Here is a 17,201-nt window from a genome sequence, read left to right as displayed (position 1 = left end):
GAGGTCGAGTGTCTCTTGCTCTCTGGCAACAGTGTCTGGATTACCTGCAGGACGAGCTGAACGCCCAGCAGTTCAATACTTGGATTCGTCCGCTCCAAGCCGAGGAGGGGGGCGCCAACGAGCTGCGTCTGCTGGCACCCAATCGCTTCGTTCGCGACTGGGTTGGCGACAAGTATGCCAAGCGTATCAACGAGCTGCTCAGGGATCTGTCACCTGCCAAGCCGCCGCGTGTGGTGCTGACCGTGGGTAGCCGCCAGGCGGCGGCAGTCAAGCCGCAGCCGCGCGACCTGGGAGCTCCTGTCTCGGCCAACCCCCACTCGCCCCTGTCGCCAGCGGTTCAGGTGCCGCCGCGTGGCGATATCGGTGACGAGCGCGAAATCGACCAGCTGCGCGAGGAGGGGGCCTCGTCACGCCGCTCCGGCGCGGAACGTGAGGTGCAAGTCGAAGGCAGCTTGAAGCACAACAGCGGCCTCAACCCCAGCTTCACCTTCGAAACCTTTGTCGAGGGCAAGTCCAACCAGTTGGCCCGGGCTGCCTCGCGACAGGTCTCCGAGAACCCCGGCGGCGCCTACAACCCGCTCTTTCTCTATGGTGGCGTCGGCCTGGGCAAGACCCACCTGATGCACGCCGTGGGCAACGCTCTGGCGGCGCGGCGCGAGAATGCTCGTGTCGTTTACCTGCATTCCGAGCGTTTCGTGGCGGACATGGTCAAGGCGCTGCAGCTCAACGCCATCAACGACTTCAAGCGCTTCTACCGTAGTGTCGATGCGCTGCTGATCGACGACATCCAGTTCTTTGCCGGCAAGGAGCGCTCCCAGGAGGAGTTCTTCCATACTTTCAATGCCCTGCTCGAGGGTGGCCAGCAGATGATTCTCACCTCGGACCGCTACCCCAAGGAGATCAGCGGTGTCGAGGAGCGTCTCAAGTCGCGCTTCGGCTGGGGGCTGACCGTGGCCATCGAACCGCCTGAACTGGAAACCCGGGTCGCCATCCTGATGAAGAAGGCGGACCAGGCCAAGGTGGATCTGCCGCACGATGCCGCCTTCTTCATTGCCCAGAAGATCCGCTCCAACGTGCGCGAACTCGAAGGGGCGCTGAAGAAAGTCATCGCCGACTCCCACTTCATGGGCAAGCCGATCACCCAGGACTTCATCCGCGAGTCGCTGAAGGACCTGCTGGCGCTGCAGGACAAGCAGGTGGGCGTTGACAATATCCAGCGCACCGTTGCCGAGTACTACAAGATCAAGCTGGCTGACCTGCTCTCCAAGCGGCGTTCGCGCTCGGTGGCGCGGCCTCGGCAGGTGGCCATGGCACTGGCCAAGGAACTGACCAATCATAGCCTGCCGGAAATCGGCGATGCCTTCGGTGGGCGTGATCACACCACGGTGCTGCATGCCTGTCGCAAGGTTCAGGCGCTGCAAGAAGAAAGTGCCGATATCCGTGAGGATTACAAGAACCTGCTGCGGTTGCTGACCAGCTGACCCAATGCCCGACACCCAATTACAGGACTAGACGTGGAGCCGACATGAGATTTTCCATTACCCGCGAAGCGCTGCTCCGGCCGCTGGCACTGGTGGCTGGCGTGGTGGAGCGGCGCCAGACCCTGCCGGTACTATCCAACGTGCTGATCCAGGTCGATCAGGATCAGGTGGCCCTGACCGGCACCGATCTCGAGGTCGAACTGATCGGCCGCACGGCCGCCTCTCAGGTCGAGGTGCCGGGTGCCGTTACCGTGCCTGCCCGCAAGCTGATGGACATCTGCAAATCGCTGCCCGACCAGGCCGAACTTCAGTTCAGCCTGGAGGAAGGGCGTGCCGTGCTGCGTAGCGGTCGTTCCCGCTTCACCCTGTCGACCCTGCCGGTCGCCGAGTTCCCTAATATCGAGGACAGCGCTGGCGATGTCGAACTCAGCCTGCCGCGTGGAACGCTCAAGCACCTGATCGACTCCACCTCCTTTGCCATGGCCCAGCAGGACGTGCGCTATTACCTCAACGGTATGTTGCTGGAGCTGCGCTCCAACCTGGTGCGCACCGTCGCGACCGACGGCCATCGCCTCGCCGTCTGTTCGCGCCCTGCAGAGATCCAGGTCGAACCGGCACGCAAGCTCATCGTGCCCCGCAAGGGCGTGCTCGAGCTGGTGCGCCTGCTCGACGATAGCGACGAGCCGGTGACCCTGACACTGAGTGCCAGCCACGTGCGTGCCCATACCGGCGATTTCACCTTCACCTCGAAGCTGGTCGATGGGAAATTCCCCGACTACGAGCGCGTGGTGCCGCGTGGTGGCGACAAGGTCTTCATCGCCGATCGCACCGAACTGCGCCAGGTGCTCTCACGGACTTCCATTCTCTCCAACGAGAAGTATCGTGGCGTTCGGCTGCATCTTCAGGAGGGTAACCTTCAGGTCATGGCCAACAACCCCGAGCAGGAAGAGGCTGAGGAGAACGTGGCGGTCGAGTATGGCGGGGAAACCCTCGAGATAGGCTTCAATGTTGGTTATCTCATTGATGTTCTTGGTGTTATTGGCGAGGATCGGGTGCAGATGACACTTGCCGATTCGAACAGCAGCGCCTTGATGGAAGAGCCCGGCGGGGGCGATGCTCTGTATGTCGTCATGCCCATGCGTCTCTGAAGTACCCAGGGGTCTCATCTCTCACCGTGCCCGGCTGTCGTGCGATACAGTCGGACACGTTCGTACGCTGCATAGTGCTTCATGCTGATCGATCGCCTCGCTTTTACCGGCCTGAGGAACCTCGAGGCGCTCGACCTCACGCCGAGCCCTGGCATCAACCTGATCGTGGGGCCCAACGGCAGCGGTAAGACCAGCCTCCTCGAGGGGCTGCACATCCTCGGCATGGGGCGCTCCTTCCGCACCCGGCAGCTGAAACACGTCATTTCCCACGAGGCCCCGGAGATGACGCTTTTCGCCCGTTTGGCCGGGGAGACTCCCATGCCTATCGGCATACGCCGGTCACGCGAGGCGGTCGAGCTTGAGATGCGCATGGGTGGTGAACGAGTGCCGCGCCTGGCGCAATTGATCGAGGCCTTGCCGTTGCAGTTGGTCAACCCCGATGCTTTTCGACTGCTCGAGGGGCCACCTGCCGGTCGGCGCGAATTTCTCGACTGGGGAGTGTTTCACGTGAAACACGGCTTCTACGATGCCTGGAGGCGCGCCAAACGTGCACTGAAGCATCGGAATGCACTCCTCAGGCATGATAGAATGGATGCCAATAGCATGGCCGCCTGGGAGCAGGAACTGGCCCAATGGGGCGAGCGAATCGATGCCCTGCGGCTGGAATGGATGACCCAGTTCGTTCCCGTCTTCGAGGAAACGCTGAGCAGGTTGATTGAGCTGCCTGCGCTGAGTTTGCGTTACTCCCGAGGTTGGGACAAGCAGCGTTCACTGCTCGACGTACTTGAGCAGGGGCGCATGACGGATCGCCAGATGGGATTTACCCAGAACGGTCCGCAGCGCGCCGACCTGCGAATTCGGCTGGGTCGACGCCCTGCCATCGAGGTGCTTTCACGGGGCCAGCAAAAGCTCGTGGTAAGCGCGCTCAAGCTGGCGCAAGGAAGACTGCTGGAACGGATGACCGGCCGCAGCTGTCTTTATCTGGTCGATGATCTGCCGGCCGAACTCGACGCTAAGCATCGGCGTGTCTTTTGCCGGCTGCTGGAGTCGATGCGTTGCCAGGCTTTCATCACAAGTGTCGAACACGATGCCCTGGTGGGCCCCTGGGAGTCCCACACGCCAGCCGCGATGTTTCACGTGAAACAGTCGCCAGTTGGAACCGGGCAGCTAGTGCCCCAGGCACAGATAGACTTCATGACGGAGTAGTCAATGAGCGAGCAGGCTTACGACTCATCGAGCATCAAGGTTCTCAAGGGACTGGATGCCGTGCGCAAGCGTCCCGGCATGTATATCGGCGATACCGATGACGGGACAGGCCTTCACCACATGGTGTTCGAGCTGGTGGACAACTCCATCGATGAAGCCTTGGCGGGGTACTGCAGCGAAATCCGCGTCATTATTCACCCGGACGAGTCCATCACCGTCAGTGACAACGGTCGCGGCGTGCCTACCGACATCCACGAGGAAGAGGGCGTGTCGGCGGCGGAAGTCATCATGACGGTGTTGCACGCCGGCGGTAAGTTCGACGACAACTCCTACAAGGTGTCGGGCGGACTGCATGGCGTCGGTGTGTCGGTGGTCAACGCGCTTTCCGAGGAACTCAAGCTGACGATCTGGCGGGCCGGGCAGGTTCATGAACAGGTTTACCACCACGGTGTGCCCCAGGCACCGCTCAGCGTAGTCGGAAAGACGGAAAAGACCGGCACTCGGGTACATTTCAAGCCCTCTGCCAATACCTTTGCCAATATCGAGTTTCACTACGATATCCTGGCCAAGCGGCTGCGCGAACTCTCGTTCCTCAACTCCGGCGTGGCGATTCGTCTTGTCGACGAGCGTAGCGGCAAGGAGGAACTGTTCCACTATGAGGGCGGGCTCAGGGCCTTCGTCAACCACCTCAACAGCAACAAGACCGTGCTCAACCCCGTGTTTCACTTCGAAGCCGAGCGCGAAGATGGGGTGGTCGTCGAAGTGGCGATGCAGTGGAGCGACTCATTCTCCGAGAATATTTTCTGTTACACCAACAACATACCGCAGCGTGACGGCGGTACCCACCTGGCTGGCTTCCGTGCCGCGCTGACTCGCACCTTGAACGGCTACATCGAGTCCGAAGGGCTGCTCAAGAAGTCCAAGGTGGCTACGTCGGGCGACGATGCCCGCGAGGGCCTGACGGCGATCATCTCGGTCAAGGTGCCGGATCCCAAGTTCTCTTCCCAGACCAAGGACAAGCTGGTTTCTTCCGAGGTCAAGACCGCGGTGGAGCAGGAGATGGGCCGCTTGTTCTCGGACTATCTGATCGAGAATCCCAACGACGCCAAGTCGATCGTCAATAAGATGCTCGACGCGGCCCGTGCGCGTGAGGCGGCGCGTAAGGCGCGCGACATGACCCGCCGCAAGGGGGCGCTGGACATCGCTGGCCTGCCCGGAAAACTGGCTGACTGTCAGGAGAAGGACCCGAGCCTCTCCGAGCTGTTCCTGGTCGAGGGTGACTCGGCCGGAGGCAGTGCCAAGCAGGGCCGTGACCGTCGTACCCAGGCGATCCTGCCGCTCAAGGGCAAGATCCTCAACGTCGAGAAGGCCCGCTTCGACAAGATGCTGTCGTCTGCCGAGGTGGGAACGCTGATCACGGCGCTGGGTTGTGGCATCGGCCGCGAGGAGTTCAATCCCGACAAGCTGCGTTATCACTCGATCATCATCATGACTGATGCGGACGTCGACGGCTCTCACATCCGCACGCTGTTGTTGACCTTTTTCTTCCGCCAGATGTCGCAGCTAATCGAGCGTGGGCACGTATTTATCGCCCAGCCGCCGCTCTACAAGATCAAGCGTGGCAAGCAGGAGACCTACCTCAAGGACGAACAGGCGCTGATCGACTACCTGACGACCACGGCAATGGACGGCGCCAGGCTCTACGTCAATCCGGATGCCCCGCCCGTCACCGGTGCGCAGCTCGAGGCGCTGGTGGGGCAGTACCGCGATGTGATGAAGCGCATCGACCGACTCTCGCGGGTGTATCCCAACGAAGTCCTGCGCAAGGTCGTGCATGCGGCACGCCTCGAGGGTGAAGCGAGCCTGAAGGATCGTGTCACCATGCAGAACTGGATCGCCTATCTGCAGGAGCAGATGGATGCCCTGGTCGCTTACGAGGGTGGACCTCGCTATACCTTCCGCCTGGAGGAGGACAGCGAGCGCGAACTCTTCCTGCCGGCAGTAACGCTCACGGCGCACGGCGTCAGCTCCGACTACGTCTGGGGAATCGACTTCTTCACCAGTGCCGATTACCGTGCCATGGCTGCGTTGGGAGAAACGCTGGAAGGCCTGCTCGAGGAGGGCGCCTACATTGCCCGCGGCGAGCGCAAGAAGAACGTCACCACGTTCTACCAGGCTCTCGAGTGGCTGATGGCCGAAGCACAGCGGGGGCTTTCGGTGCAGCGTTACAAGGGGCTGGGTGAGATGAACCCGGACCAGCTGTGGGAAACCACCATGGATCCCGAGACCCGCCGCCTGCTACGGGTTTCGATCGAAGACGCGGTGGCCGCTGACATGATGTTCAACACGCTGATGGGCGACGAGGTCGAGCCGCGTCGCGCCTTCATCGAGAGCAATGCGCTGGTGGCCAATCTGGACGTCTGAGCCGCTGCGGTGTTTCACGTGAAACACCGCTTCAAAAGAAAAGGGCCGGTTCATTTGAACTGGCCCTTTTTTGTCGCAGCGTGAGACCTGCTGCACTACGGCCAGTCCCGCTACGCGCTCGTACGCTCAGCGGCTTGCGAGCAGCCAGTCGACGAAGCCGGCCAGGTCGTCGAAAATCAAAGCACCCTCTAGGCCCACGCCCTTGGCTTCGGTCTTGCTTCCCTTGCCGGTTCTGACCAGCACCGGGCGGCAGCCCATGGGTTCGCCGGCCTGAAGGTCGCGCAGACTGTCGCCTACCATCCAGCTGCCTGCGAGGCTCTCCAGTCCCAAGGCGGCACGAACTTCCTCGAGCAGGCCTGGTAATGGCTTGCGACATGTGCAGCCGTCATCGGGTCCATGCGGACAGTAAGCGATATGCGCGATCTTTCCTCCTGCATCGCCAACCCGTCTTTCGAGTTCGGCATGCATCGTTGCCAGCGTTGCTTCATCGTAGTAGCCGCGGGAAATGCCGGACTGGTTGGTGGCAACGGCCACCGTCCAGCCGGCACGCGTCAGGCGTGCAATGGCCTCGATTGAGGAGGGGTAGGGGATCCACTCGTCCAGTGACTTGATGTAGGCGTCGGAGTCTCGATTGATGACGCCGTCCCTGTCGAGGATGACGAGCCTGGAGGCATCGGGCATGTCGCGCACCAAAAGCTAAGGGGTCGGAGAAGAAGGAGGAAGTGTTTCACGTGAAACACTTCCTGCCAAGTCATTGCCTCATGTGCATCGGAAGCAGGGCGTTGAAAGCGCTGTCTCCGGCGATGGGTTTCACGTGAAACGTCATGAGTGCAATAAAAAACCGGCCGGGCAAATGCCTCGGCCGGTGGGGGTACCAAGCGTCTTATTGCTGCAGCAGGGCGATATCGGCAACCTCGAGGAACAGGCCTTGGAGCTGGGCCAGCAGTGCCAGGCGGTTACGACGAATGGCATCGTCGTCGGCCATGACCATGACATCATCGAAGAAGCCATCCACTGGAGCGCGCAGCCCTGCAAGAATGTCCAGCGCTTCACGATAGCGCCCCTCGGCGAACAGTGGCATGACGCGCTCGCGGCTCGACGAGACGGCATCGAACAGGGTCTGCTCGGCGGCTTCCTGCAACTGGCTGGCGTCGACCTGGTTGCCGACCTCATCGGCCTGCTTGGCCAGGATGTTGGAAACCCGCTTGTTGGCGGCCGCGAGTGCAGCGGCTTCCTCGCGCTGAGTGAAGGCATGCACGGCACGCAGGCGGCGTGAGAAATCCAGCGGCTTGGTCACCGGGCGGGCCCGCACCGCCAGGTAGACCTCGGCGGGGATGCCTTCGTCCTGCCCCCAGGCGCGGAAGCGATCGAGCATGTAGCCGAGTACTTCCTCGACCAGGTTCTCTGCATAGGGCAGCTCTTGATGCTGTGCGGCGGCCAGTTCGAGCAGCTCGCGCAGGTCGAGGTCCAGCTCGCCCTTGATCATGATGTTGAGCACACCGATGGCGGCACGACGCAGGGCGAACGGGTCCTTGGTGCCGCTGGGCCGCTGGCCGATACCGAAAATGCCTGTCAGGGTGTCCAGGCGGTCGGCGAGCGCCAATGCCTGGCCGGTAGGGCTGGTCGGGATCTCATCACCGGCGAAGCGCGGCAGGTACTGCTCTTCGAGGGCCTGGGCCACTTCGGCGGGCTCGCCGTCATGGGTGGCGTAGTAACGTCCCATGATGCCCTGCAGCTCGGGGAACTCGAGCACCATCTCGGTGACGAGATCGCACTTGGCGAGTTCAGCGGCACGGCGAGCTTTGGCCATATCGCCGCCGATACGCCCGGCAATGAAGGCGGCCACCGCGGCGCTGCGGTGCGCCTTGTCGGCCAGGGTGCCGAGCTGCTGTTGGAACACCACGTTGGCCAGGCCACCGATGCGTGAGGCCAACGGCTGCTTGCGATCGGTGTCGTAGAAGAAGGCAGCATCGGCCAGGCGCGGTCGAATTACCTTCTCATTGCCTTCGATCACCTGCTGCGGATCCTGGCTGTCGATGTTCGAGATGGTGATGAACTGCGGCTTGAGCCGGCCCTGGTCGTCGAGCAGGTGGAAGTATTTCTGGTTGGCCTTCATCGAGGAGATCAGGCACTCCGCTGGGACCTCGAGGAAACGCTCGTCGAAGCTGCCGGCCAGTGCCACCGGCCATTCCACCAGGCCGCTCACTTCGATGAGCAGGGCCTCGTCGATCACCGCCTGGGCGTCCTGGACCTCGGCCTCGGCCAGTACCTGTTCGCGAATACGCTCACGGCGCAGCTCGCGATCGGCCAGCACCCAGGCCTGCTCAAGGGCAGTCAGATAGTCGTCGGCGTGAGCCAGTTCGATGGCCTCGGGGGCATGGAAGCGATGGCCGCGAGTGGTGCGGCCGGCCTTGAGTCCCAGTGCTTCGGCCTCGACCACCTCGCTGCCATAGAGCATCACCAGCCAGTGCACCGGCCGCGAGAATTCGACCCGCGAGGAGCCCCAGCGCATGTTCTTGGGTACTGGCAGGGCGGAGATCGCCTTGCCGACGATGGCCGGCAGCAGTCGTGTGGTGGCTTCGCCCTGCTGCTGTTCGCGGTAACCGAGCCAGGTGCCCTTGTCGGTTTCCAGGTGGATCAGGTCGGTCACTTCGACGCCACAGGAACGGGCAAAGCCTTCGGCGGCCTTGGTCGGCTGGCCATCCTTGTAGGCGGCGGCGAGGGCCGGCCCGCGGCGCTCCACTTCGCGGTCCGGCTGCTTGTCGGCCAGCTCGGTGACCTGTACCGCCAGGCGGCGCGGGGTGGCATAGGCGCGAATGTCGCTGAAGGCAACTTCGGCATCGTCCAGGCCACGGCGGATGCCCTCGGCCAGCGCGTCCGAGAGCGCGTCGATGGCGCTTGGCGGCAGTTCCTCGACGCCTAGTTCGATCAAGAAGGTGTTGGTGGCCATTACGCGTCTCCCTGTTCGGCGTTCATGTCCTGAGCCAGCAGCTCCTGGCGCAGGGCTTCGGGGGCCAGCGGGAAGCCGGCGGCCTTGCGCGAGGCGTAATAGGCATGGGCCACGTCGCGGGCCATGGTGCGCACACGCAGGATGAAGCGCTGCCGTTCGGTCACCGAGATGGCGTGGCGGGCATCCAGCAGGTTGAAGGTATGGGAGGCCTTGAGCACCTGCTCATAGGCCGGCAGCGGCAGCCCCGCCTCAAGCAGCTTGGCGCACTCGCGCTCGTGGTGGTCGAAGGCGTTGAACAGGACCGGTACCTCGGCATGTTCGAAGTTGTACGCCGACTGCTCGCGCTCATTTTGCAGGTAGACATCGCCGTAGGTGACCTTGGTGCCGTCCGGGGCGATGGTCCATACCAGGTCGTAAACGCTGTCGACGTTCTGCAGGTACATGGCGATGCGTTCGAGACCGTAGGTGAGCTCGCCGGTGACCGGGTAACACTCCAGGCCGCCGGCCTGTTGGAAGTAGGTGAACTGCGTCACCTCCATGCCGTTGAGCCACACCTCCCAGCCCAGGCCCCAGGCGCCCAGCGTCGGCGACTCCCAGTTGTCCTCGACGAAGCGAATGTCATGTACCAGCGGGTCGATGCCCAGCCGCACCAGCGAGCCGAGGAAGCGCTCCTGCAGGTCGGCCGGAGAGGGTTTCATGACGACCTGGAACTGGTAGTAGTGCTGCAGACGGTTGGGGTTCTCGCCGTAGCGGCCATCGGTGGGGCGACGGGAGGGCTGCACGTAGGCGGCATTCCAGGTCTCCGGGCCGATGGAGCGCAGGAAGGTGGCTGGGTGGAAGGTGCCGGCCCCGACCTCCATGTCCAGAGGTTGGAGCACCACGCAGCCTTGTTCGGCCCAGTACTGTTGCAGGGCGAGTATCAGGCCCTGAAATGTGGTCGCGTCTGGCGTCGACCCTGGAGCCGAGGTCGACGAAGGTGTCGAGAGCGTCTGCGACGGGTTTGACGAGGGAGTCATTGCGGAAGCACCGTTGGCCATGAATTCACAGGGCGTCAAGTATACAATCACAGGCACATCGGTTATAGGCGCAACGGTTGCGCCTCAGCGAGGTTCACAATGATCGTAGTGACAGGTGGCGCCGGCTTCATCGGCTCGAATCTGGTCAAGGCACTCAATGAGCGCGGGCGGGATGACGTGCTGGTCGTCGATGACCTGCGCGACGGCACCAAGTTCGTCAACCTGGCGGACTGCACCCTGGGCGACTATCTCGACAAGGACGACTTTCGTGCGCGAATCGAGGCAGCGCTGCGCGGCGAGCCTTCCCGCTTGCCACCGATCGAGGCGATCTTCCACGAAGGCGCCTGCTCGGACACCACCGAGTGGGACGGGCGCTTCATGCTCGACAACAACTTCGTGTACTCCAAGGTGCTGCTCCATTACTGCCAGCAGCAGGGCATTCCCTTCCTCTATGCTTCCTCGGCGGCTACCTACGGCGGCAGCCAGGTATTCCGCGAGGAGCCCGAGTACGAGAAGCCGCTGAACGTCTACGGCTACTCCAAGCTGTTGTTCGACCAGTACGTGCGCCAGCACTGGGATGAGTTCTCCAGCCAGGTGGTGGGGTTCCGCTACTTCAACGTCTACGGCCCGCGCGAGCAGCACAAGGGCAAGATGTCGAGCGTCGCCTACCACAACCACACCCAGGTCAGGGCAGGCCAGGACCTCCGGCTGTTCGGTGCTTGGGACGGCTATGAGGCAGGCATGCAGAGTCGCGACTTCGTCTATGTCGGCGACGTGGTGGACGTCAACCTGTGGTTCCTCGACAACCCCGGCAAATCGGGTATCTTCAACCTCGGCTCCGGCCGGGCCGAGCCGTTCAAGGCCATCGGCGAGGCGGTCATCGATTTCTACGGCCGTGGTCGCATCGAGTACATCGACTTTCCCGAGGAGCTCAAGGGGCGCTACCAGAGTTATACCCGGGCGGACATCTCGCGCCTGCGTGAGGCGGGCTACACGCGCGAGTTCCGTACCGTTGCCGAAGGCGTGAAGGCGTATCTCGAGTGGCTGAGCGGGGCGCAGGGATGAGACAGGCGGCAACGCCGACATCTCGCATCCTGATCGTCGGCCCTTCCTGGGTCGGCGATATGGTCATGGCGCAGAGCCTGTTCAAGAGCCTGAAACAGCGCCAGCCCGAGTGTCGCATCGGTGTCGTGGCGCCAGGTTGGTCGCAGCCGATCCTCGAACGCATGGAAGAGGTCGACGAGGTGGCGACCCTCGATGTCGGTCACGGTGAGTTCGGCTGGGGAACCCGGCGCGCCCTGGCGCGGCAGTTGCGGGGACGCTTCGACAGGGCCATCGTGTTGCCGCGCTCGTGGAAGTCGGCACTGGTGCCGTTCCTGGCCCGTATACCCCGGCGTACGGGGTTCACTGGCGAACAGCGCTATGGCGTGATCAACGATAGGCGCGAACTCGACAAGACGGTGCTGGACCAGACCGTCAAGCGCTTCGTCGCACTGGGCCTGGCGGCGGAAGAGGTGCGGGATGGCGAGTTTGCCATTCCCCGCCCGTGGCTGAGGGTCGATACCGACAACCTGATCGAGCTGCGCATCCGCCTGGGACTGACTTCTCGTCCGGCCATCGGCATGATGCCCGGCGCCGAATACGGCCCGGCCAAGCAGTGGCCGTTGGGGCATTTTCGCGAACTGGCCGAGCGCCTGGTGGCCGAAGGTTTCGAAATACGCGTGCTGGGCGGGCCCAAGGATGCCGCTGCCGGGGAGATGATCGCCGAAGGGCTGCCTCAGGTGCATAATCTGTGCGGCCAGACGCGTCTGGCCGATGCAGTCGACCTGTTGGCCGACTGCCGGCAGGTGGTGACCAACGACTCCGGCCTGATGCACGTGGCCGCCGCGGTGGGCACACGCGTCCATGCGCTCTACGGTTCGTCCTCGCCAGGCTATACACCACCGTTGACCGATAACGCCGTGATCCACTATCTGGGCCTGGATTGTTCGCCCTGCTTCGAACGCCATTGCCCGCTGGGACATACCAACTGCCTGGTGCAGCTCTCGCCCCAGCGTGTGCTGGCCGCCGTACTGGCCGCTTCTCCGGTGGTATTCGCGCACGGCTGAGGCTGCTGCCTACTGCACCGTGGCGGGTTCCTCGCCAGTGGCATCCTCGGGCGTTTCCACGACCTGTTCCTGGGGCTCCGGCTCGGGGTCCTGGCGCGGCGGTGCCAGCCCCTCCCAGAGGCGCTCCTGCAACGCGATCTCCTCACGCATGCGGGCGTTGAAGAACTCCTTGCCGTGCTCCTCGAGCAGGGTCGGCTCGTCGGACAGCAGCGAAACCCCAAGGCCGGCACGATGCCAGTCGATGGTGAAGCCCATTGCCTCGAGAATGGTGGGGAACGCATCCATCATGGCGGCTTCGCGCTGCTGGCGCCCCTGGGGGATGCCGGGGCCCAGCAGGATGAAGGTATTGTCACGCTCGCCCTGGATCAACTGCTCCCAGGCCGAGACCCGCATAGTCAGGTGATCGCTGGCGATGACCACCACGGTATTGTCGAGCAGGCCTTCGGCGCTGGCCCGCTCGAGGAAGTCCCGCGCCAGCCAGGCCGAGCACTCCACCGAATAGAGGATGTCAGTGCCGTCGAACTCACCCTGGTGGTCGAGGCAGGCCTGAGCGGGATAGCCGTGAGGGGCGTGCCCCGCAATCGTCAGGCTGACCAGGCCCCAGGGGGCATCCCCGGCGTTGAGGCGACGCAATTCCTCCAGGCTGAATTCGTAGAGCGAATCATCATAGAGCCCCCAGTTGTTGACGTACTCGGGGTCGTCGAGCAAAGGCTGCAGCTCTTCGCGACCGAGTACGGTATCGAAACCGTGTCCCTGATAGAACAGCCCCTTGCCGGCGAAGTTGACGCTTGCGCCACCCATGTAGGTCAGCCGGTAGCCCTGCTCCGACAGCAGGTCGCCGAGGCAGTCGACGCCGGGTACCACTTTCTCCAGCGGCGAAAATTGCCGGTCATGCAGCAGCCCGGCCGGCATCAGGGGAGTGCCGCATTGGCTGGCGATCATTCCCGCCATGGTCCAGCCGGTGTTGTCGACCTGACGGACACCCTCGATGACCAGGCCATGTTCGCCGATGGCATCCAGGTCGGCATAGGCGTCGCCGAATCGGTCGCGATCGGCGTAGGTACGCTCGATGCTCTCCAGATACATCAATAGCAGGTTGGGCGGGTCCCTGGGCGTCTCGAGCAGTATCGGTTCGACGTACTGGCGTTCGAGCCAGGCCCCAGGCTTGGTAACGATGGCGGCGCCACGCTGGCCCACGCCATACAGCAGGGGATTGCTTGCCAGCAGGACCAGGGCGAGCAGTGGCTCGCCGCGGCGCCAACGATGATCGTGGCGCACCAGCCAGGTGAAGGAAGCCAGCAGGGCGGCCATCGACAGCGTATAGAAAAACGCTGCCCCGATTCGGCTGACGCCGCCATGATCCGCCATGCCGGCCTGCAGGTGGAAGAACACGGCACTCAGATCGACGATGCCGAAGCTCTCGGCAAGATAGAGGTAGAGCCCCCACAGGGCGATGGGCAGCAGTGCCCAGGGCCATCGGCGTGATGGGGACGCATACGATACCGAGTCTGGCGCTCCCCAGCGAAAGACGATACCCAGCCCTATCCAGGCCAGCGCCAGGAGGGGCAGTCCCCACTGGGGAACCCGGGTGAGCACGATGATGGCATAGCCAAGACACAGCCCGATGACCAGCAGCGACAGCCAGCGTGGGCGGGCCAGCTCGAGAAGGGTAGACGGAATCGTCATGTGGCGGATTCTTCCATTGAATTCGACTCCCAGCTTACAAGCCGCTCCCGACTTGTACCACGAATCGTCAGGCCGATGGGCAACCCGCCGGTTTGCCGCTCTCATGGCTGCAACAGTACACTGGCCAGCCGCGAACCGACGAGGAATGGCCGATGAGCCTGGCTGTCGTACTGATCGTCAAGAACGAGGCCGACCACCTGCGCGCCTGCCTGGAAACGCTACGCTGGGCCGACGAGATCGTGGTGTTGGATGCCGGCAGCGTCGATACGACCTGTGACATTGCCCGCGAGTTCACTGGCAAGGTCATGGTGAATGCCGACTGGCAGGGCTTCGGTGTGCAGCGTCAGCGTGCCGAGGCCATGGTCGAGAGCGACTGGATCCTGATGGTCGATGCCGATGAACGGGTGACGCCCGAACTGCGCGACAGCATCCAGGCCGCCGTGGCCCAGGGCGAGCCGGCGATTCACACGTTGCCGCGCCTCTCCTGGTGCTTCGGCGATTTCATTCGCCACTCCGGCTGGTATCCCGACCGGGTCGCACGCCTCTATCCCCGAGGCAAGGCGGGCTACGATGATGCCCTGGTCCACGAAAAACTGCAGAACCCGGGCGGATTACCGGTCAAGGCGCTCGAAGGTGACCTGCTGCACTATACCTATCGCGACCTGCGCCATTACCTTGAGAAATCGGCCCACTACGCCCAGGCTTGGGCCGAGCAGCGCGCTGCGCGTGGCAAGCAGGGCAGCCTCTCGGCCGGGCTCGTACACGGCCTGGGTTGTTTCCTGCGCATGTACCTGCTGCGCGCGGGTTTCCTCGATGGTCGCCAAGGCCTATTGCTGGCGTTGCTTTCGGCACATTCCACTTTCGCCAAGTATGCCGATTTGTGGATCAGGACGCGGACTCCGCCGCCACCCGACGATGCACCAGGGCACTGATCCCGGCGGCGGCGGCCTCGAGATCGATGGCTGCCATGTCGCTTTCGCCGGCTGCTGCGGGAGGGCTGAAGGCGAGCCGGCGTGACTCGTCGTTGCAGGTCTGCCAGCGCAGCGCCGTGGCCGAGCGCCGTGCCGGGTAGAAGCCCGCCGTGGGAAGGTTCAGGCAGCCGGCGATATGCAGCGGCCCCGTGGAGCCGGCGATGAACAGGTCAGCGGCGGCAAGCGCCAGGGCGAAGTCGGCGAGGCCTTGGCGCGGCGGCAGCACCACGGCTTGGAGCCCCCTGGCGCCGAGCGAATCGCGTAGTTCCTGCGCGACCGACTCCTCCCCGGGGCCGGCCGTGAGCAGCCACTGCGGGCGGGTGTCCTGGTCGGCAAGACGCGAATCGACGGTCATCGCCAGCTCGGCGTACTGGGCCGGGGTCAGGTTGACCGCCGAGCCGCCGCTGCCGGCATGCAGAAACAGCCAGGGAACGCGCGTATCGAGGGCCAACTCGGCGGCGATCGACTCGCGCCGGGCGGTTGCCGTGGCGGGAGGCAGTGGCCAGAAAGGTGGGGTCGGGCGGGGAGCCGGGGCGCGTCCTACGGCTTTGAGCAGGGCCTCGGCGAGCTCGATATTGTACAGGTACTCCGGCTTGGCCGAGCGCGACCTGCGCTGGACGATACGATGGTTGTAGAATAGCTGCGCCCACTTGGTGGCGGGCGCCACGCGACGCGGAATGCCGGCGCGCCAGCCCAGCCAGCCGACGCGTGGGGTGGAGAACAGCGTCAGCATGGCCGTGAAGCGCTCGTCGCGGAGCCGGTCCAGCAGCTTGCGCTGTGCCGCCTTCCCGGCTCCGTCACCGGGGTCGATGATGGTCGCGTCGATCCACGGGCACTGTTGGGCCAGCGGTGCCGTGTAGGCCGGCACCAGGGCACTGATCCTCGCCTCCGGGGCGGCAGCCTTGAGGCAGGCGAGCGCCGGCCAGGCGAGCATGAAATCGCCGAGTTTGTCGTTGCGCACCACCAGGATGTGCGGCGACTGATCCGTTGCGTGGCGACCGGCCACGCTGGAAGAAGACGTCATCTGGGCTCCCGAGCCCCGGTTGACCGACGAAGGAGACAGCCTTGTCGTACAAGGTCATGCACATCTGCCTCTCGGATGGCTGGGGCGGTCTCGAAATGTATCCTGCGCGGATTATACCCGAGCTGCAACGTCAGGGGTGGGAGGCCCATGGTCTGGCGCTGGCCGGTTCTCGGGTCGCCGAGAGCCTGGCGGCGGCTGGCATCGAGCCGCTGACGATGCCTTCCCGGGGGCGGGCCTTGCTGCAGGCGGGGCGCATATTGGCCTACCTTCGAGGCCATCGAATCGAGGTGTTGCACTGCCACAAGTCCAGCGATCTGCGCCTGGGAGCGCTGCTGGCAACCCTGCGACCGACGCTCAGGCTGTTCTTTACCGATCACATGGGGGTTACTCGGCCGAAGAAGGACTTCTACCATCGCTGGGCCTATGGCCGCGTCACACGACTGTTCGCCATCAGCGAGGCAACGCGCCGGCGCAACCTGGCGGCCTTTCCGTTGCCGTCCGAGCGGATTCGGCGGCTCTACCTGGGCATCGACCTGACACCCTACGGTCCACAGTTGGACGAAGTGGCACGCAGGGCGTTGCGCCAGGAACTGGGCGTGGCCACTGGCCAGGTGGCGATTGGCCTGCCGGGCCGCTTGACCGATGGCAAGGGACATGAGGTATGGCTGGAAGGCCTTGCCCGGCTGCGTGAATGCGCCCCCTCCTTGAGCTGGCACGGCGTACTGATCGGTGGCCTGACGGCCCGTGAGGGCAGCGATGAGGTCTATGTGGCACGGTTGCGTGCGCGGGTGGTCGAACTGGGGCTAGTGGAGCACGTAACCTTTACCGGCTTCCGCCCCGATCTGCCGCGCCTCTTCGAAGCGCTGGACATCGTCTGCGTGCCATCGCGCAACGAGGCCTTCGGCCTTACCGTGGTCGAAGCCATGGCCGCCGGCAAGGCGATCGTCGGTGCCGACAGCGGGGCGATTCCCGAGCTGCTGGAGGCCGGCTGCGGGCGCCTGGCAGCGCCGCATGACCCGGTGGCCTGGGCCGAAGCCCTGGCTGAGCTGGGGCAGGACGCGGCGTTGCGGCAGCGGTTGGGCCAGGCCGCCTGTGCCAGGGCCTCACTTCATTTCGATGTGACGACACACGTTAAAGCCTTGATCGAAGCGTATGCTGCGGAAGAGGGGCACTCTGGCAGAGGCTAG

13 protein-coding genes are annotated in these 17,201 nt (G+C 63.9%); 8 read left to right on the top strand and 5 right to left on the bottom strand.

The genetic code is table 11. The features are described from left to right. The first annotated feature begins 8 nt into the window (after positions 1–8). The 4 genes from dnaA to gyrB all read left to right on the top strand — a co-directional run bounded on the left by dnaA (position 9) and on the right by gyrB (position 6,259). Entirely contained in the window at positions 9–1,481 is a 1,473-nt protein-coding gene (dnaA, locus tag HOP51_RS00635; protein WP_234272019.1) for a chromosomal replication initiator protein DnaA, read from the top strand. Between the two features lie 44 nt (positions 1,482–1,525). Further along, entirely contained in the window at positions 1,526–2,629 is a 1,104-nt protein-coding gene (gene dnaN / locus HOP51_RS00630; protein ID WP_234272018.1) for a DNA polymerase III subunit beta, read from the top strand. Positions 2,630–2,710: 81 nt separating this feature from the next. Further along, positions 2,711–3,835, top strand: coding sequence for a DNA replication/repair protein RecF (gene recF / locus HOP51_RS00625; RefSeq protein WP_234272017.1), 1,125 nt, complete (start codon positions 2,711–2,713; stop codon positions 3,833–3,835). Between the two features lie 3 nt (positions 3,836–3,838). Beyond that, positions 3,839–6,259 (top strand): DNA topoisomerase (ATP-hydrolyzing) subunit B, encoded by a 2,421-nt coding sequence (gene gyrB / locus HOP51_RS00620; protein WP_159547788.1) that lies wholly within the window; start codon positions 3,839–3,841, stop codon positions 6,257–6,259. 126 nt (positions 6,260–6,385) lie between these two features. Here the strand turns inward: gyrB and gmhB are convergent, their stop codons facing one another. From gmhB to glyQ, 3 genes are all read right to left on the bottom strand, one after another. After that, the gene (gene gmhB / locus HOP51_RS00615; RefSeq protein ID WP_234272016.1) at positions 6,386–6,940 is read right to left on the bottom strand and encodes a D-glycero-beta-D-manno-heptose 1,7-bisphosphate 7-phosphatase; all 555 of its coding nucleotides are present in this window, start codon (positions 6,938–6,940) and stop codon (positions 6,386–6,388) included. 202 nt (positions 6,941–7,142) lie between these two features. Further along, entirely contained in the window at positions 7,143–9,209 is a 2,067-nt protein-coding gene (gene glyS, locus HOP51_RS00610; protein ID WP_234272015.1) for a glycine--tRNA ligase subunit beta, read from the bottom strand. Continuing rightward, complete coding sequence (glyQ, locus tag HOP51_RS00605; protein WP_267957550.1) at positions 9,209–10,225, bottom strand: glycine--tRNA ligase subunit alpha; 1,017 nt, start codon at positions 10,223–10,225, stop codon at positions 9,209–9,211. The genes glyS and glyQ overlap by 1 nt, the downstream gene beginning before the upstream one ends. A 99-nt stretch (positions 10,226–10,324) precedes the next feature. Between glyQ and rfaD the strand changes: the two genes are divergently transcribed. Next, complete coding sequence (rfaD, locus tag HOP51_RS00600; RefSeq protein ID WP_234272014.1) at positions 10,325–11,290, top strand: ADP-glyceromanno-heptose 6-epimerase; 966 nt, start codon at positions 10,325–10,327, stop codon at positions 11,288–11,290. Continuing rightward, on the top strand, positions 11,287–12,333 hold the full coding sequence (waaF, locus tag HOP51_RS00595) for a lipopolysaccharide heptosyltransferase II (protein ID WP_234272013.1): 1,047 nt from the start codon (positions 11,287–11,289) through the stop codon (positions 12,331–12,333). Before rfaD ends, waaF begins: the two co-directional genes overlap by 4 nt. Before the next feature lie 9 nt (positions 12,334–12,342). On the opposite strand, the gene HOP51_RS00590 is transcribed toward waaF, so the two are convergent. Beyond that, positions 12,343–14,019: a sulfatase-like hydrolase/transferase gene (locus HOP51_RS00590; protein WP_234272012.1), complete on the bottom strand. Its 1,677-nt coding sequence runs from the start codon at positions 14,017–14,019 to the stop codon at positions 12,343–12,345. Positions 14,020–14,171: 152 nt separating this feature from the next. Between HOP51_RS00590 and HOP51_RS00585 the strand changes: the two genes are divergently transcribed. Next, positions 14,172–14,951, top strand: coding sequence for a glycosyltransferase family 2 protein (locus HOP51_RS00585; RefSeq protein WP_234272011.1), 780 nt, complete (start codon positions 14,172–14,174; stop codon positions 14,949–14,951). On the opposite strand, the gene HOP51_RS00580 is transcribed toward HOP51_RS00585, so the two are convergent. Next, entirely contained in the window at positions 14,905–16,014 is a 1,110-nt protein-coding gene (locus tag HOP51_RS00580; protein WP_234272010.1) for a glycosyltransferase family 9 protein, read from the bottom strand. The genes HOP51_RS00585 and HOP51_RS00580 overlap by 47 nt on opposite strands. Positions 16,015–16,055: 41 nt before the next feature. Between HOP51_RS00580 and HOP51_RS00575 the strand changes: the two genes are divergently transcribed. Continuing rightward, complete coding sequence (locus HOP51_RS00575; protein ID WP_234272009.1) at positions 16,056–17,201, top strand: glycosyltransferase family 4 protein; 1,146 nt, start codon at positions 16,056–16,058, stop codon at positions 17,199–17,201.

The organism is Billgrantia zhangzhouensis, assembly GCF_021404465.1.
Classification (GTDB): domain Bacteria; phylum Pseudomonadota; class Gammaproteobacteria; order Pseudomonadales; family Halomonadaceae; genus Halomonas; species Halomonas zhangzhouensis.
The sequence above is the reverse complement of the archived record's forward strand: the minus strand, read 5'-3'. Positions and strand labels throughout refer to the sequence as shown.

Bases quoted from the DNA above. Each gene is read 5' to 3' on its own strand.
- glyQ (WP_267957550.1), bottom strand. From the start codon at position 10,225: ATGACTCCCTCGTCAAACCCGTCGCAGACGCTCTCGACACCTTCGTCG.
- gyrB (WP_159547788.1), top strand. From the start codon at position 3,839: ATGAGCGAGCAGGCTTACGACTCATCGAGCATCAAGGTTCTCAAGGGA.
- gmhB (WP_234272016.1), bottom strand. From the start codon at position 6,940: ATGCCCGATGCCTCCAGGCTCGTCATCCTCGACAGGGACGGCGTCATC.
- HOP51_RS00585 (WP_234272011.1), top strand. From the start codon at position 14,172: ATGAGCCTGGCTGTCGTACTGATCGTCAAGAACGAGGCCGACCACCTG.
- recF (WP_234272017.1), top strand. From the start codon at position 2,711: ATGCTGATCGATCGCCTCGCTTTTACCGGCCTGAGGAACCTCGAGGCG.
- dnaN (WP_234272018.1), top strand. From the start codon at position 1,526: ATGAGATTTTCCATTACCCGCGAAGCGCTGCTCCGGCCGCTGGCACTG.
- HOP51_RS00580 (WP_234272010.1), bottom strand. From the start codon at position 16,014: ATGACGTCTTCTTCCAGCGTGGCCGGTCGCCACGCAACGGATCAGTCG.
- HOP51_RS00590 (WP_234272012.1), bottom strand. From the start codon at position 14,019: ATGACGATTCCGTCTACCCTTCTCGAGCTGGCCCGCCCACGCTGGCTG.
- glyS (WP_234272015.1), bottom strand. From the start codon at position 9,209: ATGGCCACCAACACCTTCTTGATCGAACTAGGCGTCGAGGAACTGCCG.
- rfaD (WP_234272014.1), top strand. From the start codon at position 10,325: ATGATCGTAGTGACAGGTGGCGCCGGCTTCATCGGCTCGAATCTGGTC.
- waaF (WP_234272013.1), top strand. From the start codon at position 11,287: ATGAGACAGGCGGCAACGCCGACATCTCGCATCCTGATCGTCGGCCCT.